The sequence below is a fragment of the Mycolicibacterium confluentis genome (genome assembly GCF_010729895.1).
In the GTDB taxonomy this organism is placed as follows: domain Bacteria; phylum Actinomycetota; class Actinomycetes; order Mycobacteriales; family Mycobacteriaceae; genus Mycobacterium; species Mycobacterium confluentis.
On record NZ_AP022612.1, the window covers coordinates 3,029,968 to 3,050,384 of the forward strand.

A 20,417-nucleotide genomic window follows, 5' to 3' on the forward strand; every position below is an offset into this window, starting at 1 on the left:
ACGGGTTCTCCGTCAACGTCGGCGTAGGCTCCACCGAGATCGAGGACGCGCAGCGCGAACTGGGGGTGTTCACCGCACCTCTGAGCATCTTCGATCGCCGCTCCGCTGATGCTCACCTCGGATTGGCGGCGATGAAATCGACCACGACCCCCGCCAACTCGATACCCTTGTCCTCCTGCAGGAAGTGCCCCCCGCCCGCGATCGTGATCAGCGGTTGCCCGGCGGCGCCGGGAATCAGCTTGCGCAGCACCGCATCCGCACCCCGCGTGATGGCGTCGGAGTCGGAGAACGCGCACAGGAACGGTCGCTCGAATCTGGCGAGCACCTCCCAGGCGGCCCGGTTCGCCTCGGCGGCCGGATCGTCGGGTGTGATGGGCACGAGCAGCGGGAACTGCCGCGCGCCCGCCTTGTACGAATCGTCGGGGAACGGCGCATCGTAGGCCGCGACCACCTCGGGACTGAGCGTGGTGACGCAACCACCGGCGACGATCTTCCCGACCGGGAAGTCGGGGGTCTGCTGGCTGAACTGCCGCCACGCGAGGAAGGCGTCACCGGGATGGTGGTCACCGGTGGGCAGCATGGTGTTGGCCGCCACGACGCGGGCGAAGCGGTCCGGGTGCTCACCCACAAGGCGCAGCCCGAGCAGACCGCCCCAGTCCTGGCAGACCAGGGTGATGTCGCGGAGGCCGATCGCCTCGATGGCCGCCCAGGTCCAGTCGATGTGCGCCGCATACGTGTAGTCCTCGCGACGCGCGGGTTTGTCGCTGCGGCCGAACCCGACGAGATCGATTGCCACCGCACGGAATCCGGCGCCGGTGAGCACCGGGATCATGGTCCGGTACAGGTAGCTCCAGGACGGCTCGCCGTGCAGCAGCAGCACCACCTCGGCGTCGGCCGGCCCCTCGTCGAGGTAATGCATCCGCACCCCGTCGACGTCGACGTAGTGGGGCGCGAACGGGTAGTCGGGCAGGTCCTCGAAGCGCTCGTCGGGGGTGCGCAGAACGTCCATGGCTCAGTCAACCAAAGCGGTGCGCAGCGGCGCCACCAGATCCCCACGATCGCCGATCGCGACGTCGCCCAGCCCCAGCCAGTCGGCCATGCTGCGCAGTTGCGGCGCCAACGCCTCGGCCACCCGCACGCGGTCGTGGCCGTCCTCGGTGAAGGCCCCGAGGACCTGCAGGGCATCACCGGCGCGGTCACCCTTGAGGTCGACGCGGCCCACCAACTGCCCGTCGAGCAGGAACGGCCACACGTAGTACCCGTACTGCCGTTTGGGCGCCGGGGTGTAGATCTCGATGCGGTAGTGGAATCCGAACAGCCGCTCGACCCGCGGCCGAAAGAAGATCAACGGGTCAAACGGGCACAGCAGCGCCGTGCCGCGGTCGACGCGCGGGATCTTCTGCCCCGCGCGCAGGTAGGCCGGGGCGCCGTCCAGGTCTATCGCCTCAAGCTCCCCTGCCGCCACCAGGTCGGCCAGTGCGGGCTTGACCTGGGCGGCCCCGAGCCTGAAGTAGTCGCGCAAGTCGGCCTCGGTGCCCACGCCCAGGGAGGACGCGGCGCGCAGCATCAGCTCCCGGATGGCCTGCTGGTCATCGACCTCACGCGCGAGCACCTCGGGCGGCAGCACCCGCTCGGTGAGGTCGTAGTGCCGCGCGAACCCCACCCGGGTGGCGGTGGTGAGCACGCCGGCCGACCACAGCGCCTCGGCCACCCACTTGGTGTCGCTGCGGTCCCACCACGGACCTTTGCGACCGCGCGGTTCGGCCTCCAGGTGCGCCTCGATCTGCCCTGCGGTCGACGGACCGAGTTCGGCCACGGCCGCCACGATGTCCTCGGCCAGGCGCGGATTGCGGCGGACGATCTCGCGACCCCACCGCCCGTCGGTGTACTCGCGCATGCGCCACCGCAGCAGCGGCCAGTCATCGACGGCCATCAAAGCGGCCTCGTGCGCCCAGTACTCCACCAGCAGACGCGGTGAGCGCGCGCTGTGACTCCAGGCCGCACGGTCCACCAAGTCGCGGTCGTAGGGGCCGAGCCGGCTGAACACCGGTGCGTAGTGCGCCCGCACCGCAACCGACACGGAGTCCAGTTGCAGGACCTGGATCCGGGAGATCAGCCGCCGCAGATGGGCACGGGTCACCGCACCGGTGGGCGGGGCCTCGTGGAAACCCTGTGCGGCCAGCGCGACGCGGCGCGCCTGGGGCAGGGTGAGCCGCGCCATCAGCGCACGTAGGACAGGAACCGGTACCGCAGGCCCGACGCACTGGTGAGCCAGTCGCCCGCCGTGCCCCGCCACGTGTCATCGAGCACCGGGGCCACCGCATCGTCGTCCTCGCGGCGCAGGTCGATCTCGATCTCGGTGACCTCACACCGGTTCGCCAACGGCAGCGCGGCCGCATAGATCTGCGCGCCGCCGATCACCCATGCGTCATCCAACGGGGCGTCCTGCAGGGACGTCACCACATCCGCACCTTCAGCCATATAGTCAGCCTGCCTGGTGACTACGACATTTCTGCGGCCCGGCAGCGGACGCACCTTGGCCGGCAGCGACTCCCAGGTCAGACGGCCCATGACGACGGCGTGGCCCAGGGTCAGCTCTTTGAACCGGGCCTGGTCCTCCGGCAGGCGCCACGGGATGCCGTTGTCCCGGCCGATGACGCCCGAGGTGGACTGCGCCCAGATCAGGCTCAACGACGGTGCCGTCATACCGCGACGGGCGCCTTGATCGCCGGATGCGGGTCGTAGCCCTTGACGGTGATGTCGTCGTAGGTGTAGTCGAACAGTGAATCACGTTGGGCGAGAACAAGTTCCGGATAGGGTCGCGGATCCCGGGACAACTGCTCGGTGACCTGCTCGACGTGGTTGTCGTAGATGTGGCAGTCTCCCCCGGTCCAGATGAACTCCCCGACATCCAGGCCGGCCTGTGCCGCCATCATGTGGGTCAGCAGCGCATAGGAGGCGATGTTGAACGGGACGCCGAGGAACAGGTCGGCGCTGCGCTGATACAGCTGGCAGGACAGCCGTCCGTCGGCGACGTAGAACTGGAAGAAGGCGTGGCAGGGCGGCAGCGCCATCTGCGGGATCTCACCGACGTTCCAGGCCGAGACGATGTTGCGTCGTGAGTCCGGGTCCGACTTCAACAACTGCAGTGCGGCACCGATCTGGTCGATGTGCTCGCCCGACGGCGTGGGCCAGGACCGCCACTGCACGCCGTAGACGGGCCCGAGTTCACCTGTCGGAGAAGCCCATTCGTCCCAGATCGTGACACCATGCTCCTGTAGCCACCGCACATTGGAGTCACCGCGCAGGAACCACAGCAGTTCGTAGACCACCGACTTCAGGTGCACCTTCTTGGTGGTGATCAGCGGGAAGCCCGCCGAGAGGTCGAACCGCATCTGGTGGCCGAAGAGGCTGCGGGTGCCGGTTCCGGTGCGATCGGACTTCGGCGTCCCGGAGTCGAGCACCAGACGCAACAGATCCTCGTACGGGGTGGGAATCGACGCAGCGGTCTGCACGGGGTCAGCTTACGTCCAGGCACCGACGCGCCGCGGCACCACACACCAGGAGTAGAACGGAGGTCATGCCGACGATCACCGACACCGTCACGACGCCCGATGGAGCCTGCACCATCACCCTGGCCACTCCCGAGGGCGACGGACCCTGGCCCGGCGTGGTGATGTACCCGGACGCCGGCGGCGCCCGCGACACGTTCACGCAGATGGCGACGCAGCTTGCCGAGTACGGCTACGCCGTCCTGGTGCCGGACGTGTACTACCGCAACCCGGGCTGGGAGCCGTTCGACATGGCCAACGTCTTCACCGTGCCCGAGGAGCGCGCGCGATTGTTCACGATGATCTCGACCGTCACCCCCGACCACATGGCCTCGGACGCGAACGCGTTCTTCGACTACCTGCAGGCCCGGCCCGAGGTCAGCGGCACGAAGTTCGGCACCACCGGCTACTGCATGGGTGGACGCACCTCGCTGATCGTGGCGGGCCGCGTGCCCGACCGCGTGGCCGCGGCGATGTCCTTCCACGGCGGCGGCCTGGTCACCGACGATCCCAGCAGCCCGCACCTGCAGGCCGACAGGATCCAGGCCGCGGTGTACGTCGGCGGGGCCGAGAACGACGGATCGTTCACCGCCGAGAACGCCGAGACGCTGGAGAAGGCCCTGGCCGCCGCGGGTGTCGAGCACACCGTCGAGATCTATCCCGCCGGGCACGGCTTCGCGGTCCCGGACAACGCGCCGTACGACGCCGCCGCGGCGAGGAGACACTGGGCCGCGATGAAGGACGTCTTCGGGGCGCATTTGTCCTGACAGTGCCTGGTGCGGGAACATGAACGCCGTGTATGACCAGGCGTTCAACGATGCGGATTCCAGCGGCGAGTACGGGTATCGGGTCGACCCGGTGCTGGCACGCAGTTGGCTGCTGGTCAACGGCGCGAAGTACGACAAATTCGCCGTGGCCGCGCGGTCCAAGGCCGACATTGTTGTCCTCGACATCGAGGACGCCGTCGCGCCCAAGGACAAGCTCAGCGCGCGCGACAACGTGGTGCGGTGGCTCTCCGAGGGCAACAGCGACTGGGTCCGCGTCAACGGTTTCGGCACCGCCTGGTGGGCCGACGACCTGGCGGCGCTGGCCTCGACCTCGGTCGGCGGCGTCATGCTGGCGATGGTCGAGTCGGTCGACCATGTGACCGAGACCGCCAAGCGACTGCCCGGGGTGCCGATCGTCGCCCTGGTCGAGACCGCACGCGGGATGGAACGCATCGCCGAGATCGCGTCGGCCAAGAGTGTGTTCCGCCTGGCGTTCGGCATCGGCGACTTCCGCCGCGACACGGGCTTCGGCGACAACCCGCTGACCCTGGCGTACGCCCGGTCGCGGTTCACCATCGCGTCGACGGCCGCGCACCTGCCCAGCCCGATCGACGGGCCGACGGTCGGTTCGAGCGCCCTGAAACTGTCGGAGGCCACCGCGGTCTCCACTGAGTTCGGCATGACCGGCAAGCTGTGCCTGACCCCCGATCAGTGCGGCACCGTCAACGAGGGGCTGTCCCCGTCCACGGAGGAGATCGCCTGGGCCAAGGAGTTCTTCGCCGAGTTCGAGCGCGAGGGCGGCGAGATCCGCAACGGCTCAGACCTGCCCCGCATCGCGCGTGGTAACAAGATCCTCAAGCTGGCGCGGGCCTACGGCATCGAGGCGCACCTCGACGACGTCGAGGACCCGGTGCACATCCCGGCGCCGTCGGACACCTACCACTACTGAACAGCTACTGAGCGGCGTCGCCCCTGCGCCGTGAGTGCATGTAGGTCGCGATCCCGCGGAAGATCCCGCGCGCCGCGTACACCGCGGCGACGACCGACAGCAGGATCAGCACGATGAACATCACCAGCCAGTTGGTCCGTTCATGGCTGACGTTCCACCAGACGATGGCGAACAGCACCGAGCAGATGAAGACCACGATGTCGCGCCAGTTGCCGCTGTAGGACGTCGCCATCTCGCGGATCTGCCGATTGCGGTCGACTGCGGCGACGATGTCGTCGAGGCGGGCGTCGATCACGCGCTGTAACTCCGCGCGCCGCTCCACCTGATCGTCGGGGATGCGGTCCAGCAGGTCCATGTCGGCCTTGATCGCGCCCCGCAGGTCGGGTCCCTTGAAGTTTCCCGCGGCCAATCCGAGCAGCGCGCCGCCCGCGATCGGCGCGGCACCCAGTGCGAGTTCAGCGATTCCCGGCATGGCGGCCTCTCAGTTCTGCTCGACGGCGGTCAGTGGTGGGGGCGCCCATACCCCGTCGAGGATCGCCGCGCGCGGTCGGTACAGCCGGATCAGGCAGTTCCAGCCCTGCGGTGTGACGATGCGGTTCGCGCCCGGCGCGGCGCCGTCCGCGGTGAAACGGACGGTGACCGAACCGTCGGCGTTCTTGGCGCCGGTGATGCTGTTGACCGAGTACAGGTTCTCGGGATTCGCTTCGAAGAATCCTTCGGCGTTGTACACCGACACCGACCAGAACGCGTCCACCGGAACGTCTTTGAACGTCATCTCGTACTCCCCCGGCGGCATGCCCGGGTCGACACCCAGGTAGAACGCCTCCGAGGCCGGCAGCCCACCCCAGGCCGCGGCCGACCCGATCAGATGGTGCACCGGATCGACGTCCTCGCGGCGCCCGAACGCACGTCGGTAATCCGGCAGGCCGGGGGCCAGGCGCAGCAGCGCCTCCCGGGTGGTGTCGAAGGTCGTCTTGTCGTACTCCGGCGACGAGAACGCCTCGGACGAACCGGGTTCGAGCACCGTCGCGTCCTGCAGGCGCCCGACTTCGGCAATGTCATCGGGGTTCGACGGGTCCACCAGCGTGCGGATTGCGACGAGCACATATCGCGATCCGCACTCCTCCTGCGTGAGGCGGTGCCTCCCGGCATCGTGCAGGACGACGTTGATGAGATGGTCCTCGCTGACCACCATCACCGAGCGGTAGCGCTCCCCCGCTTCCGGCAGCGTCAACCAGGCGGGCTCGGCCAGATCGGCGATGGCATAGCTGTACAGCGTGTCCCGATTCAATCGGATGACCAGCTGATTCTCGATCGGCGCTGGTTCCCGGTTGTGATGAAAGGTGTTGATTTCGCCTGCGTCACGCTGGATGTCTGTGAACATGCGGTGTGTCTCGGCCGCCACGAAGTTGTCGACGTTGACCTCTGTTGTCACACGCGTCAGCCTAGTGTGCCCGTCCTGCGATGGGCCACTGGTTCAGCCGCCACGCAGGACGACGTCGGCGAAGCACTCTCCGGTCCTGGGTGCGGGGCGCGGAACAGCGAATCTCGTCCACACCCATCCATGAGCACCCGTCGACAGGTTTCAACTCCTCCCAGAGGGGGTTACCCCCCGGTAACCGGGATTCGGGTCCGCGATGTAATCGGCGGCCCGCACCGCCGTCGCGGAGAGGGAGTGAACATGGCAGAACGAGGTGCCACACCCTCGGTCCCACGCGGTCGTCGGTTGTTCCTGCGGGCGGTGCGGCATCTGTTCAGTCCGCTGCGGCCCGACGACTACCTCGAGATGATCAACCCGCTGTGGACGACCAAAGAGCTGCGCGGAAAGGTTGAGCGGGTCGAACCGCAGGGGTCCGAGGCGGCCAGCGTACTGATCCGGCCAGGGTATGAGTGGCCGGGACACAAGCCCGGCCAGTACGTACGGCTCGGCTTGATCATCGACGGCCGCTACCACTGGCGCGCCTATTCGCTGACGTCGGACCCGCAGCCCGAGGATGGGCTGATCAGCGTCACGCCCAAGAAGGTTGACAGCGGTGTGGTGTCGCCGTATCTGGTGCACAAAATCCAACCCGGCGAGGTCGTCCGACTCGGCGAAATCGAAGGTGTCTTCACCCTGCCGGAGCCGCTGCCCGCCAAAATGCTGTTCATCAGCGCCGGCAGCGGCATCACGCCGATCATCAGCATGCTGCGCAGTCTCGATCACCGCGGTGCGCTCGACGACGTGGTGGTGTTCCATTCCGCCCGCACCCGCGAGCAGGTGATGTTCCTGTCGGCACTCGACGACCTCGACCACCGTCACGAACACATGAGGCTGGATCTGCGCCTCACCGCCGAACGTGGCCGACTGTCGCCTGGCGACCTGGACGAGTTGTGTCCGGACTGGCGCGAACGTGAAGCCTTCTGTTCGGGCCCGAGCGAACTGCTCGATGCGATGATCGCGCACTGGGAAGACAACGGCGACCCGGATCGGCTGCACTATGAGCGGTTCCAGCCGAAGATCGGCGGTGACGCCGGCAAAGGCGAGGGCGGTGAGATCACATTCCTCGACAGCGATACGACCGCGGAAAGCGACGGCGGCACACCCATTTTGGAAGCCGGTGAGCAGGCGGGCCTGAACCTTGCGTACGGCTGTCGAATCGGTATCTGCCACACCTGTGTTGGGACGTTGAAGTCTGGGAAGGTGCGAGACCTTCGTACCGGTGATGTCACCGAGCCGACCGGTCAGGACGTGAGGATCTGTATTCACGCTGCTGAAGGTGACGTGGAATTCGAATTGTGATTGTGAAGGAGTCATCGTGACCGCTGCTGTCGAAAGCCCCCTTGCTCGTCTCAGCGAGCAGGACCTGGAAAAACTTGCCAAAGAATTCGACGCAATCCACGACGAGGTGTTCGCCGAGCTCGGCGACCGCGACCGTCATTACATCAAGACGGTGATTTCGGTGCAGCGGCAGATCGTCGTCGTGGGACGGGTGCTGCTGCTGGCCTCGCGGTCACGAACCGCGTGGGTTCTCGGCACGGCCTGCTTGGGAATGGCCAAGATCCTGGAGAACATGGAACTCGGCCACAACATTCTTCACGGGCAATGGGATTGGATGAATGATCCCGACATCCATTCCTCGGTCTGGGACTGGGACACCGCCTCGACAGCGCGGTCGTGGAAGCATTCGCACAACTACATCCACCACACCTACACGAACATCCGCGGTAAGGACCGCGACCTCGGTTACGAGATCATGCGGATCGACCCCAATCAGCCGTGGCATCCGATCTGGCTCGCGCAACCACTGTTCAATTTCTTGCTGACAATCTTGTTCGAATGGGGCGTGGCCGTTCACGACATCGACTTCCGCGCCGCACAGCGCGGCGAGAAGCCGTGGTCGGAGGTGCGCGAAGAACTCAGGGGAATTCGAGGTAAGGCGCGCGCGCAGATTGTCAAGGACTACCTCGGCTGGCCGGCGATCAGCGCCGGTGCCTTCGCGCTGGCCCAGCTGGCCTCGCGTGGTCGGCTGGATCAGCCGGCAGAGTCGCGGGTGGCGAAGGGACTTCGCAGGATATCGAGCAGCGGATCAGTAGGCGCCACTGCGGCCCTGCTCGACCGGCTGTTGCCCGGTGTCGAGAGCACCTTCCTGCGTACTTTGGCAGCCGACGCGCTGGCCAATCTCATCCGCAATGTGTGGGCACACGCAATCATCTTCTGCGGGCACTTCCCTGACCAGACATACACCTTCAGTGAAGAAGAGGTGGAGAACGAGACCCGCGGCGGTTGGTATGTCCGCCAGTTGGTCGGCGCAGCCAATATCGACGGCAGTCCGCTTTTCCACGTCATCAGCGGCAACTTGGGCTACCAAGTCGAACACCATCTGTATCCGGACATGCCCAGTAGCCGGTACTCCGAGATCGCGCCCAAGATCAAGGACATCTGCGAGCGTTATGAGTTGCCTTACAACTCCGGGCGCTTCTCCAAGCAGTGGTTCACGGTGCACCGCAGCATCTTCCGCTTGGCCTTCCCCGGCGGAAAAGCCCGACCGAAGCCTGGGCCGTACCGCAGCCCCGAGGGGCGCATCAGGCCTGGCGGTCCCAGTGAGGCCAGCAGATTCCGCGACCGACTCCCGGCCGAGCACCCTGACGCAGGCCCGGAACACAAGTCAGGGGGCGTGCAGGTACAGCCCCCGCCGCGCGGCAACGACTAGCAGGCACCCGAGGTCGCTCAGGTCGACCCCATCAATGTCGCGGCGACGGTTGCCCCGAGGTTCCAACACGCCTCGAGGTCAGCCTTGGTCGGCTTGCCCGCCACGACGACGTTCGGCGCGGCACGTTCCCAGCCCAGGCCCGCGGTGATGGAGTCGACGGCCCGCTCGGCGCCTTCGGTGCCCTCGTTGCCGTGCAGCCAGAGGCCGAACGGACGCCCACGCGTGGCGTCCAGGCACGGGTAATAACAGACGTCGAACGCATGCTTGAGGGCCCCGGAGATGTATCCGAGGTTGGCCGGACTGCCGAGCAGATACCCGTCAGCCTCGAGCATGTCGCTGGGCGCGACGGTGAGCGCGGGGCGGCGGATCACCTCCACGCCCTCGATCTCGGGGTCCGTCGCGCCTGCCAGCACGGCCTCGAACATCTCCTGGCAGTGCGGCGACGGGGTGTGGTGGACGATCAGCAGCTTCATCTTCTCTTCATCTCCCCCGAGCGTGCATGTCCCCGACCGACACGCCGACACACACTCGTATTCTGCGCACGCTCACCGGGAGACAACCTTCACCGTGCCCGCGCCACGGATCGCAGTGCTCACGGGTGCCCGCGTTCCAGTTCGACGGCCTTCTTCATGGCTTCCCGGGCCCGGGTGCGGTCACCGGCGTAGTCGTAGGCGCGGGCCACGCGGTACCAGCGCACCCAGTTGTCGGGATCGGCGTCCAGTTCGGCACGCACGGTGTCGAACAGCTGATCGGCGGCCTGACGTTCGATCCGGCCACTGGCCCGGCGCGGGAGGGCGCTGACGTCGAGGTCCATGCCCTGCTCGGCCGCCAACCGGGCCAATTTCTGGTGCGCGAAACCGGCCCGCAGCGTCGCGACCATGGCCCACAGCCCGATGAACGGCAGGATCAGCAGTGCGAGGCCCATCCCGACCGGCGCCGCGCGCCCGTCGGCGATCAGCGCCACCGCGATGCGGCCCAGCAGCACGAAGTAGACGAGCAGGGCCACACACAGGAACCCGATCAGCACCTGAGTGCGCAGATTTCGCATCAGCCCAGGTTGAGCAGCGGTTCGAGGCCCACCGTGAGGCCGGGGTGTTCGGCGATCTTGCGCACCGCGAGCAGCACGCCGGGCACGAACGACGTGCGGTCCAGGCTGTCGTGGCGGATGGTCAGCGTCTCGCCCTGCGTGCCGAACAGGACCTCCTGGTGAGCCACCAGGCCCGTCAGCCGCACCGAGTGCACGGGGACGCCGTCGACGTCGGCGCCACGCGCCCCGTCGAGTCCGGTGCTGGTGGCATCGGGGTTCGGCGGCAGGCCTTTTCGCGCCTCCGCGACCAGTTTGGCGGTGCGGGCCGCGGTGCCCGAGGGGGCATCGGCCTTTTGCGGGTGGTGCAGTTCGATGATCTCGACGGATTCGAAGTACGGCGCGGCCTGCTGCGCGAAGTGCATGGTCAGCACCGCGCCGATGGCGAAGTTCGGCGCGATCAGCACCGCGGCGCCGGGCTTGGCGTCCAACCACTGCTGCACCTGGTCGAGCCGGTCCTGCGTGAAGCCCGTGGTTCCGACGACGGCGTGGATTCCGTTGTCGATCAAGAACTTCAGGTTGTCCATCACGACGTCGGGGTGGGTGAAGTCGATGATCACCTCGGTGCCCGAATCGGTCAGCGCCGACAGCGGATCACCGGCGTCGACGCCGGCCGAGAACTCCAGATCGTCGGCGGCCTCGACCGCCGCCACCATCGTCGCTCCGACCTTGCCCTTGGCTCCCAGCACTCCGACACGCATGCAAGCAGCGTAGTCGGGGCGCTGGGAGCGCCGGTCGGCTACTGGGCGTCGCGGTCGATGCCCAATGCGTCGGTCATCGTGAAGAACAGGTCCGTCTGGTCCGTCAGACCCAGCACGTTGGCCGCCCGCGGACCGTACGCCGCGACCCTGACCTGGGTGCCGGTGTGCGATTCATCCTCGACCTCGACATCCGCCGAGGTGCCGTAGCTGATGATCATCTCGGCGTCGTCGGCCGTGGTCAGTCTGCGGGTCAACCCCGGGTACATGACGTCGCGCACCTTCTCGATCGGCTGCTGGGCGTCCCCGGCCAGATCCCGCAGATCGTCCTCGGTGTACTCCTCGACGATCTGGCTGCTGTGGCCGTGATCGGCCGTGACGATCACCAGCGTGTTGCCGTCGGCACGAGCGAACTCGAGCGCCTGCTGAACCGCGGCGTCGAAGTCGACGGTCTCGCCGATCTGACCGCACGGGTCGGCCGCGTGGTCGCGCTTGTCGATCGAGGCGCCCTCGACCTGAAGGAAGAAGCCCTTCTCGGAGCCGCTCTTGGAGTCCTTCAGCAGGTCGATGGCCTTGGCGGTCATATCGGCGAGCTTGGGCACACCGGCACCGCGCGCGGGGTTGTCGGCGCACCGACCCGCGGGCTGCAGGTAGCCCTGCCGGACCGCGGCGGGCCCGGTCCATCGCACCGGCAGGTTGCCGTCGGCGAACAGGCCGAGCACGGGCTTGTCCTGATCCGCCTGCGCGACGGAGTCCAATTCGCCTGCGGTGCGCACGATCTGGTAGCCACGTTCCTTGGCCTGCACCTCAAGCGTCTTGCCTGCGTAGTCCCCCGCGGTGGCGGTCTGGGCAAACGTCTCGAAACCACCGCCGAGGGTGAGGTCGGGGCGGGTGGCCAGCATCTGCTCGGTGACTGAACCCGGGCCACCCTTCTCCAGGGTCTCGGCCGGGCAGGCGTCGGCCATCTCCTCGGGTCCGTAGCAGTCACGCTCGGTGATGTGGGAGAACTGCGACGCCGGGGTGGCGTCCTGGATCTCGGAGGTGGTCACGTCGCCGGTCGCGAACCCCTGCGCCTTGGCAAGTTCCAGGATCGTGGCGTGCGGGGCGTCTTTGATGTCGATGCCCAGTGCGCCGTTGTAGGTCTTGGTGCCCGTCGACCAGGCCGTGGCACTGGCCGCGGAGTCGGTGACGTAGTTGGGCTTTCCGTCCTTGCGCAACGCGTAGGTGGTGTACTGCCCCGTCAGCGGCAGGGCGTCGAGGCCGTCGAGGACACCGCCGGCACCCTTCTCATAGTTGCGGGCGATCGTGATCTCCGAATCGCCCATGCCGTCACCGATCAGCAGGATCACGTTGCGCGGCGTGCCGTCGTTGATCGCGGCCCGGACGGCACCGGACTGATCGCCGTCGAGTCGGCGCGCCCCTCCGGGTGCGGTGAGGTCACCGGCGGCCTGCCGAGTCACGGTGTCGCCGTTGGATTTCGCGTTGTTGTCGCCGCCGCAGGCCACCAGCGGCAGCATCGCGAGCGCGCCCAGCACCGCTGCTGACTTCAGATACTTCTGCATTCCACCGTCTTTCGTCCGTTCGGATGAGCCCGGCAGAGTGAACAGGACCCCGATGAACGGAGACTGACGACGCAGCGAAGTTCCGGCAAGCGGATCACAAAGGTGACGCGCCGCGCAGGTGCTCGAAGATCAGTGAGGTCTGCGTGCCTGCCACATCGCGGTCCGCGTTGAGATTCTCCACCACGAAGGCGCGCAGGTCATCGGTGTCGCGCGCGGCCACGTGCAGGATGAAATCGTCGGCGCCGGCCAGGAAGTACACGTCCATCACCTGGGGCTTGCTCCGGATCTGCGAGATGAAGTCGCGGATCCTGCCGCGCGCCCCGGCCTGCAGGCTGACCGAGATCATCGCCTGCAGCGACAGGCCGATCGCCGCGGGGTTGATGTCAGTGTAGAAACCGCGGATCACGCCGAGCTCCTGCAGTCGGCGCACCCGCCCGTGACAGGTCGATGCCGCGATGCCCACCGCGTCGGCCAGAGCGCTGTTGGAAATGCGGGCATCGGCATGCAGTGCGGTCAGGATGCGGCGGTCGACGTCGTCGAGATCTGTGGGCCGAACATCCTTCGGCGCGGACGGCAGACTCGCGCGCACTTTTGATGATTCTTCATTGCCAGATGCCACGACACGAATCTTAGCCGTAAATATTGCGCCGTTCCCGATGTTTCTTCAGACTTAATGGTGACGGCCATCCGGCTGGCGACAATCGACAAGGAGCGATCATGCGCGTCGGCATTCCGACGGAGATCAAGAACAACGAGTACCGGGTGGCGATCACCCCGGCGGGCGTCGCCGAACTGACCCGCCGCGGTCATGACGTCGTCATCCAGGCCGGCGCCGGCGACGGATCGGCGATCTCCGACAGCGACTTCAAGGCCGCGGGCGCCGAGATCGTCACAGGCGCCGAGCAGGTGTGGGCCGAGGCCGACCTGCTGCTGAAGGTCAAGGAGCCCATCGAGGCCGAGTACGCGCTCATGCGCAAGGGCCAGACCCTGTTCACCTACCTGCATCTGGCGGCGTCGAAGCCGTGCACCGATGCACTGCTGGCGTCGGGTACCACCTCGATCGCCTACGAAACCGTCCAGACCGCAGACGGATTCCTGCCGCTGCTGGCACCGATGAGCGAGGTCGCCGGACGACTGTCGGCTCAGGTCGGCGCCTACCAGCTGATGAAGACCCAGGGCGGCCGTGGCGTGCTGATGGGCGGCGTCCCGGGCGTCGCGCCCGCCGAGGTCGTGGTGATCGGCGGTGGCACTGCCGGTTACAACGGTGCACGGGTGGCCAGCGGCATGGGCGCCAACGTGACGATCTTCGACGTCAACATCAACAGGCTGCGCGAACTCGACGCCGAGTTCGGCGGGCGGATCCAGACCCGCTATTCGTCGACCTACGACCTGGAGACGGCGGTCAAGGAGGCCGATCTGGTGATCGGCGCGGTGCTGGTGCCCGGCGCCAAGGCCCCCAAGCTGGTGTCCAATGCGCTTGTCGCACAAATGAAGCCGGGCTCGGTTCTGGTCGACATCGCGATCGACCAGGGTGGCTGCTTCGAGGACTCCCGCCCCACCACGCACGACGACCCGACCTTCACCGTGCATGACAGCGTGTTCTACTGCGTCGCCAACATGCCGGGCGCGGTGCCGCGGACGTCGACCTACGCGCTGACCAACGCCACCATGCCCTACGTGCTCAAGCTCGCCGACAAGGGCTGGCAGGCCGCGTGTGTGGCCGACCCGGCCCTGGCCAGGGGTCTGTCCACCCATGAGGGTGCGCTGCTGTCCGAGCAGGTGGCCGACGACCTGGACCTGCCGTTCACCGATCCGGCGAGCCTGCTGTAGCTCAGCTGAGCTCGTCACCATCCACGTAACACCACCTTCGGGCACGCACGACGAACCGCGACCGCTCGTGCAGCGCCCCGTCCTGACCGTCGATGCGGTGCCGGGCGACGAACTCCACCTCCCCCTGTTCGTCGCCCGGCTTTCCCTCGGCGGTGTCGAGGACCGACAGGCCCAACCACTGCAGCCCGTCCACGGGATGCGACTCAGGGGGCCGGGTCCGCGGATGCCACGTGCGCCACACATAGTCGAGATCGCCCACCGCATAGGCGCTGTAGCGGGCCCGCATCAACTGTTCGGCGGACTCGGCCTCGCGGTCGCCGAGATGCAGGGGCAGGCAGCAGCGTCCGAAGGCTTCTTCGGAACCGCAGGGACACGGGTCGATGGCTCGCACCGTGACAGTGTGCCCCGGCTCATCTGTCGGCTGGAGGATGCCCCAGGCAGATCAGTGCACCCAGCGGGTCTCGCAGCGCCGCCAGCGTGCCGTAGGGCGTCTCCTCGCCGGGCATCAGGATCTCCGCGCCCAACTCCCGGGCCTGCTGCACCGTCGCCGCCACATCGTCGACGGTGATGTAGACCTGCCAGAACGAGGGCACCTCGGCGGGATACAGCGTCGCGGCGTCCATGATCCCCGAGTACGACAGCTCACCCGCGAACACCTGCGCGTACCTGTCCGGGCCGACGGCATCCGGGTCCCCGCCCGTGCCGACCTCCTCAGTGCGCGCGCCGATCACGGCGGTGTAGAACGCACACGACTTCTCGTAGTCCTTGCTCTGGCACTCGAACCAGTACGGCGTGCCGTGCTCGCCCCATTCGGTGAAGCCGACGTGGGTGCCCGGCTGCCAGAACCCGATCACCGCACCGGCCGGATCCACCGCGACCATCATCGAACCCAGGTCGGCCACCGGCATCGGCGGCACCATGATGGAGCCGCCCGCGGCCTCGATGGCCTTCTGCGTGGCCTCGGAGTCCGCGGTGTGCAGGTACACCGACCAGATGTCGCTGGGGCCGGCCTCTTCTCCCATGGGCGGCACCAGGCCCGCCACGCGACGGCCGTTCTTGGTGAAGTTCTGGTAGCCGCCGAATTCAGGATGTGCGGGCTCTGCGAGTTCCCACCCGAAGATCGCGTGATAGAACTCGGCGGCCTTGGCGGGGTCGCTGCTCATGAGGTCGAACCAGATCGGGGCGCCCACGGGGGCGGAGTATTCGGTCATATCCCTACAGACACCCGCGGTGCCGAAAACTCATCGCGCGTCGGGCATCAATTCGGTCACCGCGAGTGCGGTCACCTCGGCGATGAGCGGTTGCAGCCATGGCGCGTCCGGATTCGTGGACCTCGACCGCGTCATGACCGACAACAGTAGGCGCCGGCCGTCGGGCGCGAACGCGATGCCGACGGCGTTGGTGCTGCCGTAGTCCCCCGCGCCGGTCTTGTCGGCGGAGGTCCATCCGGGTGGCAGACCCGCCCGCAGGCTCTTCTCCGAGGTGGTGTTGCCGCGCATCCAGGTCTCCAGTTGAGCCCGATGTGTCTCGTCGAGGACGTCGCCGGTCAACAGGGCCCGATAGCCGCCGCCCAGCGCCCGGGGTGAGCTGGTGTCACGGGGGTCGCCCGGCAGCGCCGAGTTCAGTTCGGTCTCCCAGCGGTCCAGCCGAGACCGATTGTCGCCGATCGACCGCGCGAACTCGGTGATGGCAGGCGGGCCGCCGATGGTCTGGAGCAGCAGGTTGGCCGCGGTGTTGTCGCTGCGCTGCAACGCGGCCACGCACAGCGCGGCCAGTGTCATCGACGAACCGGCGTTCGCCTCGGTGACCGGCGAATTCGCCACCAGTTCAGCCGGATCCACGAAGACCTGCTGGTCCAGCCGAAGCTCATTGCGCTGAGCACGCTGCAACACGCTGCCCGCGGCGTAAGTCTTGAAGGTCGAGCACATCGCGAACGGGTCGTCGTCGCGGCGGGCCAACGAGCGTCCCGAATCCAGGTCCAGGGCGAACAGGCCGACCAACGCGTCGTAACGCTGTTCCAGGGCCGCAAGCGCGGCGTCGGCCGGTGCTGGTGGCGCGGCGTACGCGACCGGCATCACCTGGCGGGTCCCGGCGGCCAGGGCGGCCACTCCGAGTCCGGCGAACAGAACTTCACGGCGTGACCAAGCCACCAAATCACCTCATTATCGACGAAAGTCGTTCTGGGAGTTGTTTTTTGGACGTACGCGAGCCTAGCACGGCCCCACCGAACGGTCTGGAGAGCAGTTTACGGGCCACCGCGTTGACTTCGTCAAGGGTGACGGCCTCGATCTCCGCGAGCGTGTGATCGAGGCTGCGATGCTCACCGTAGTTGATCTCGCTGCGACCGATGCGATTCATGCGCGATGCGGAGTCCTCGAGTCCGAGCACCAGTCCGCCGCGCAGCGACCCCTTGGCGATCCGCCACTCCTGTTCGGTGATGCCGTCGGTCGCGACGTCGGCAAGCACGTCGGTGGCCACGTTGACGACCTCGTCGAAACGCTCGGGCAGGCACCCCGCGTACACCGACAGCGCGCCGGTGTCGGAGAACGTGTCCACCGTCGAGTACACCGAGTAGGCCAACCCGCGGGATTCCCGAATCTGTTGGAACAGCCGTGAACTCAGACCGCCGCCGAGAGCATTGTTCAACACCGCGAGCGCCCAGCGCTGCGGCCAGTGTCGACCCGGGACCCGAACACCGAGCATCATGTGCGTCTGCTCGGCATCGCGGTTGACCACCTGCAGGGTGGGCTCACCGGGCACACGCCCGGTGCCCGCGCGGGGCGGGACGGTGGTGCGCCCCTCGACGAGTCGCCGGCCGAAGTGCTCACGCACCAACGCCAACACCTCGTCATGGTCGATGTTGCCGGCGACCGCCACAACCATCCGCTCCGGCGTGTAGCGGCGCATGTGGAACGAATGAAGTTGGGTGCGGGTCATCGCCGAGATCGAGTCGACGCTGCCGATCACGGGCCGGCCGATCGGATGATCACCGAACATGGCCGACAGGAACACATCTGCGAGCGCGTCCTCGGGATCGTCGTCGTGCATCGCGATCTCTTCGAGCACGACGTCGCGCTCGACTTCGACATCCTCAGCCGCGCAGCGGCCGTTGAGCACCACATCGGCCGCCAAGTCGACCGCCAGCGCCAGATCGGTGTCGAGCACATGCGCGTAGTAGCAGGTGTGCTCCTTGGCCGTGAACGCGTTCAGTTCCCCGCCGACGGCGTCGACGGCCTGCGCGATCTCGACCGCCGACCGCGTCGGGGTCGCCTTGAACAGCAGATGCTCGAGGAAGTGCGCCGCACCGGCCACCGACGGACCCTCGTCGCGGGAGCCGATGTTGACCCACACTCCGACCGATGCCGACCTCACGGACGGCACGTATTCGGTGACCAGGCGGAGACCACCCGGAAGAGTGGTGCGGCGCACGGCCGAATGGCCGCGCGCCGCACCGTCGTGATTAGGCGTCGGCGGTCGCAACATCGGCGGGCGCCGGCGTTCCCTCCGGTGCGTCTTCGGCCTGATCCTCGGCGACCAGGATCAGCGAGATCTTGCCGCGGTTGTCGATGTCAGCGATCTCGACACGCAGCTTGTCGCCGATCTTGACCACATCCTCGACCTTGGCGATGCGCTTGCCGCGCCCCAGCTTCGAGATGTGCACCAGGCCGTCGCGACCGGGCAGCAGCGACACGAATGCACCGAAGTCGGTGGTCTTGACGACCGTGCCCAGGAACCGCTCGCCGACCTTGGGCAGCTGCGGGTTGGCGATGGCGTTGATCTTGTCGATCGCGGCCTGCGCGGCCTCGCCATTGCTGGCGCCGACGAACACCGTGCCGTCGTCCTCGATGGAGATCGACGCGCCGGTCTCCTCGGTGATCGAGTTGATCATCTTGCCCTTGGGCCCGATGACCTCGCCGATCTTGTCCACCGGCACCTTGATGGTGGTGATCCGGGGCGCGTACGGGCTCATCTCGTCGGGCTCGTCGATGGCCTCGGCCATGACCTCGAGGATCGTGATGCGGGCATCCTTGGCCTGGGCCAGGGCACCGGCCAGAACCTTCGACGGGATTCCGTCGAGCTTGGTGTCCAACTGCAGCGCGGTGACGAAGTCCTTGGTGCCCGCGCACTTGAAGTCCATGTCGCCGAAGGCATCCTCGGCGCCGAGGATGTCGGTCAGGGTGACGAACCGGCGCTCGGTCGATTTTGCACCGTCTCCCGCTTCAATTTCCACGTCGTCGGACACCAGGCCCATGGCGATGCCCGCGACCGGAGCCTTCAGCGGCACACCGGCGTTCAGCAGCGACAGGGTCGAGGCGCACACCGAACCCATCGAGGTCGAACCGTTGGAGCTCAACGCCTCCGACACCTGACGGATCGCGTAAGGGAACTCCTCGACGCTCGGCAGCACCGGCACCAGGGCCCGCTCGGCCAGGGCGCCGTGGCCGATCTCGCGGCGCTTGGGCGAACCGACACGGCCCGTCTCACCGGTGGAGAACGGCGGGAAGTTGTAGTGGTGCATGTAGCGCTTGCTGGTCTCGGGTCCCAGCGAGTCGACCTGCTGCGCCATCTTGACCATGTCCAGCGTGGTGACACCCATGATCTGGGTCTCGCCGCGCTCGAACAGCGCACTGCCGTGCGCGCGCGGGATGATCGCGACCTCGGCCGACAGCGCGCGGATGTCGGTGACGCCGCGGCCGTCGATGCGGAAGTGGTCGGTCAGGATGCGCTGGCGCACAAGCTTCTTGGTCAGCGACCGGTAGGCGGCGCCGATCTCCTTCTCGCGGCCTTCGAACTGGCCGGCCAGGCGCTCGAGCACCTCGACCTTGATCTCGTTGGTGCGATCGTCGCGCTCGTGCTTGCCCGCGATGGTCAGCGCCTTCGACAGCTCGTCGGTGGCCACCGAGGCCACTGCGTAGTAGACGTCGTCCTGGTAATCGGGGAACAGCGGGTACTCCGCGGTCGCCTTGCCGGCGGCCTCGTTGAGCTCCTGCTGCGCCAGACACAGCACACGGATGAACGGCTTGGCGGCCTCGAGGCCCTCGGCCACGACGGCCTCGGTGGGCGCACCGGCACCGCCGGCGATGAGCTCGATGACGTTGTCGGTGGCCTCGGCCTCGACCATCATGATCGCGACGTCGTCACCGGCGATGCGGCCCGCGACCACCATGTCGAACACGGCGCCCTCAAGCTGCTCGACGGTGGGGAAAGCAACCCACTGACCGTCGATCAGCGCGACCCGCACGCCGCCGACCGGGCCGGAGAACGGCAGGCCCGAGATCTGGGTGGACGCCGACGCGGCGTTGATCGCCAGCACGTCGTAGAGGTCCTTGGGGTCCAGGCTCAGGACCGTGACCACGACCTGGATCTCGTTGCGCAGGCCGTCGACGAACGTCGGGCGCAGCGGGCGGTCGATCAGGCGGCAGGTCAGGATCGCGTCCGTGGAGGGACGGCCCTCACGGCGGAAGAACGACCCGGGAATGCGACCCGCGGCATACATGCGCTCTTCGACGTCGATGGTCAACGGGAAGAAGTCGAAGTGGTCTTTGGGGGTCTTGCTGGCGGTGGTGGCGCTCAGCAGCATGGTCTCGTCGTCGAGGTAGGCGACGACGGCGCCGGCGGCCTGCTGGGCCAGCCGGCCGGTCTCGAAGCGGATGGTGCGGGTGCCGAAGCTCCCGTTGTCAATGACGGCGGTCGACTCGAACACGCCCTCGTCGATTTCAGCAACAGACATGGATGTCCGCATGCCCTCTCTGGTTATTCAACTGTTTCGCGTCGTCACGCGTCCA

General features: G+C 67.2%; 21 protein-coding genes. 5 read left to right on the top strand and 16 right to left on the bottom strand.

The genetic code is table 11. The annotated features are described in order from the left end of the window. Window positions 1-112: 112 nt before the first annotated feature. Genes G6N34_RS14080 through G6N34_RS14095 form a run of 4 tightly spaced genes read right to left on the bottom strand, consistent with a single transcriptional unit; the run spans window position 113 to window position 3,497 of the window. The gene (locus G6N34_RS14080; RefSeq protein ID WP_085152606.1) at window positions 113-1,009 is read right to left on the bottom strand and encodes a haloalkane dehalogenase; all 897 of its coding nucleotides are present in this window, start codon (window positions 1,007-1,009) and stop codon (window positions 113-115) included. A gap of 3 nt (window positions 1,010-1,012) precedes the next feature. Continuing rightward, window positions 1,013-2,221: a winged helix-turn-helix domain-containing protein gene (locus tag G6N34_RS14085; protein ID WP_085152607.1), complete on the bottom strand. Its 1,209-nt coding sequence runs from the start codon at window positions 2,219-2,221 to the stop codon at window positions 1,013-1,015. Next, window positions 2,221-2,706: a dihydrofolate reductase gene (locus G6N34_RS14090; protein WP_085152608.1), complete on the bottom strand. Its 486-nt coding sequence runs from the start codon at window positions 2,704-2,706 to the stop codon at window positions 2,221-2,223. The genes G6N34_RS14085 and G6N34_RS14090 overlap by 1 nt, the downstream gene beginning before the upstream one ends. Further along, the gene (locus G6N34_RS14095) at window positions 2,703-3,497 is read right to left on the bottom strand and encodes a thymidylate synthase (RefSeq protein ID WP_179965830.1); all 795 of its coding nucleotides are present in this window, start codon (window positions 3,495-3,497) and stop codon (window positions 2,703-2,705) included. Before G6N34_RS14095 ends, G6N34_RS14090 begins: the two co-directional genes overlap by 4 nt. Before the next feature lie 83 nt (window positions 3,498-3,580). On the opposite strand from G6N34_RS14095, the gene G6N34_RS14100 reads away from it, so the two are divergent. Both G6N34_RS14100 and G6N34_RS14105 read left to right on the top strand, forming a co-directional pair. After that, complete coding sequence (locus G6N34_RS14100; RefSeq protein WP_085152610.1) at window positions 3,581-4,318, top strand: dienelactone hydrolase family protein; 738 nt, start codon at window positions 3,581-3,583, stop codon at window positions 4,316-4,318. 28 nt (window positions 4,319-4,346) lie between these two features. Then, entirely contained in the window at window positions 4,347-5,267 is a 921-nt protein-coding gene (locus G6N34_RS14105) for an HpcH/HpaI aldolase/citrate lyase family protein (RefSeq protein ID WP_085152710.1), read from the top strand. Window positions 5,268-5,271: 4 nt separating this feature from the next. Here G6N34_RS14105 and G6N34_RS14110 read toward each other — a convergent pair whose 3' ends face one another. Together G6N34_RS14110 and G6N34_RS14115 are read right to left on the bottom strand one after the other, a co-directional pair. Continuing rightward, entirely contained in the window at window positions 5,272-5,739 is a 468-nt protein-coding gene (locus G6N34_RS14110) for a hypothetical protein (protein WP_085152611.1), read from the bottom strand. Between the two features lie 9 nt (window positions 5,740-5,748). After that, window positions 5,749-6,702, bottom strand: a complete 954-nt coding sequence (locus tag G6N34_RS14115; RefSeq protein WP_234812936.1) for a DUF1214 domain-containing protein — start codon at window positions 6,700-6,702, stop codon at window positions 5,749-5,751. 246 nt (window positions 6,703-6,948) lie between these two features. Between G6N34_RS14115 and G6N34_RS14120 the strand changes: the two genes are divergently transcribed. Both G6N34_RS14120 and G6N34_RS14125 read left to right on the top strand, forming a co-directional pair. Beyond that, window positions 6,949-8,046, top strand: a complete 1,098-nt coding sequence (locus tag G6N34_RS14120; RefSeq protein ID WP_085152612.1) for a ferredoxin reductase — start codon at window positions 6,949-6,951, stop codon at window positions 8,044-8,046. 16 nt (window positions 8,047-8,062) lie between these two features. Then, window positions 8,063-9,457: a fatty acid desaturase family protein gene (locus tag G6N34_RS14125; protein ID WP_085152613.1), complete on the top strand. Its 1,395-nt coding sequence runs from the start codon at window positions 8,063-8,065 to the stop codon at window positions 9,455-9,457. Between the two features lie 17 nt (window positions 9,458-9,474). Here G6N34_RS14125 and G6N34_RS14130 read toward each other — a convergent pair whose 3' ends face one another. The 5 genes from G6N34_RS14130 to aldR form a co-directional block, all read right to left on the bottom strand. Continuing rightward, complete coding sequence (locus tag G6N34_RS14130; RefSeq protein ID WP_085152614.1) at window positions 9,475-9,930, bottom strand: flavodoxin family protein; 456 nt, start codon at window positions 9,928-9,930, stop codon at window positions 9,475-9,477. A 119-nt stretch (window positions 9,931-10,049) separates the two neighbouring features. After that, a complete protein-coding gene (locus G6N34_RS14135) occupies window positions 10,050-10,505 on the bottom strand; it encodes a hypothetical protein (RefSeq protein ID WP_085152615.1) in 456 nt (151 codons plus the stop codon). After that, the gene (gene dapB / locus G6N34_RS14140) at window positions 10,505-11,242 is read right to left on the bottom strand and encodes a 4-hydroxy-tetrahydrodipicolinate reductase (RefSeq protein WP_085152616.1); all 738 of its coding nucleotides are present in this window, start codon (window positions 11,240-11,242) and stop codon (window positions 10,505-10,507) included. Before dapB ends, G6N34_RS14135 begins: the two co-directional genes overlap by 1 nt. A gap of 38 nt (window positions 11,243-11,280) precedes the next feature. Further along, window positions 11,281-12,801 carry an alkaline phosphatase gene (gene phoA / locus G6N34_RS14145; RefSeq protein WP_085152617.1) on the bottom strand — a complete coding sequence of 507 codons (1,521 nt, stop codon included), beginning with the start codon at window positions 12,799-12,801 and terminating at the stop codon, window positions 11,281-11,283. A 94-nt stretch (window positions 12,802-12,895) separates the two neighbouring features. Further along, the gene (gene aldR / locus G6N34_RS14150; protein ID WP_109788534.1) at window positions 12,896-13,390 is read right to left on the bottom strand and encodes an HTH-type transcriptional regulator AldR; all 495 of its coding nucleotides are present in this window, start codon (window positions 13,388-13,390) and stop codon (window positions 12,896-12,898) included. A 128-nt stretch (window positions 13,391-13,518) separates the two neighbouring features. Here aldR and ald point away from each other — a divergent pair, with 128 nt between their 5' ends. Beyond that, window positions 13,519-14,631 carry an alanine dehydrogenase gene (gene ald / locus G6N34_RS14155; RefSeq protein ID WP_085152619.1) on the top strand — a complete coding sequence of 371 codons (1,113 nt, stop codon included), beginning with the start codon at window positions 13,519-13,521 and terminating at the stop codon, window positions 14,629-14,631. Between the two features lies 1 nt (window position 14,632). On the opposite strand, the gene G6N34_RS14160 is transcribed toward ald, so the two are convergent. The 5 genes from G6N34_RS14160 to G6N34_RS14180 are packed head-to-tail and all read right to left on the bottom strand — an operon-like array spanning window position 14,633 to window position 20,362. Continuing rightward, complete coding sequence (locus tag G6N34_RS14160; protein ID WP_085152620.1) at window positions 14,633-15,022, bottom strand: YchJ family protein; 390 nt, start codon at window positions 15,020-15,022, stop codon at window positions 14,633-14,635. 19 nt (window positions 15,023-15,041) lie between these two features. Then, window positions 15,042-15,842: a VOC family protein gene (locus G6N34_RS14165; protein WP_085152621.1), complete on the bottom strand. Its 801-nt coding sequence runs from the start codon at window positions 15,840-15,842 to the stop codon at window positions 15,042-15,044. A 30-nt stretch (window positions 15,843-15,872) separates the two neighbouring features. Continuing rightward, window positions 15,873-16,784, bottom strand: a complete 912-nt coding sequence (gene bla / locus G6N34_RS14170; protein ID WP_109788535.1) for a class A beta-lactamase — start codon at window positions 16,782-16,784, stop codon at window positions 15,873-15,875. A gap of 1 nt (window position 16,785) precedes the next feature. Then, window positions 16,786-18,114 carry a M16 family metallopeptidase gene (locus tag G6N34_RS14175; protein WP_085152622.1) on the bottom strand — a complete coding sequence of 443 codons (1,329 nt, stop codon included), beginning with the start codon at window positions 18,112-18,114 and terminating at the stop codon, window positions 16,786-16,788. After that, complete coding sequence (locus G6N34_RS14180; protein ID WP_085152623.1) at window positions 18,092-20,362, bottom strand: polyribonucleotide nucleotidyltransferase; 2,271 nt, start codon at window positions 20,360-20,362, stop codon at window positions 18,092-18,094. Before G6N34_RS14180 ends, G6N34_RS14175 begins: the two co-directional genes overlap by 23 nt. Window positions 20,363-20,417: the final 55 nt, after the last annotated feature.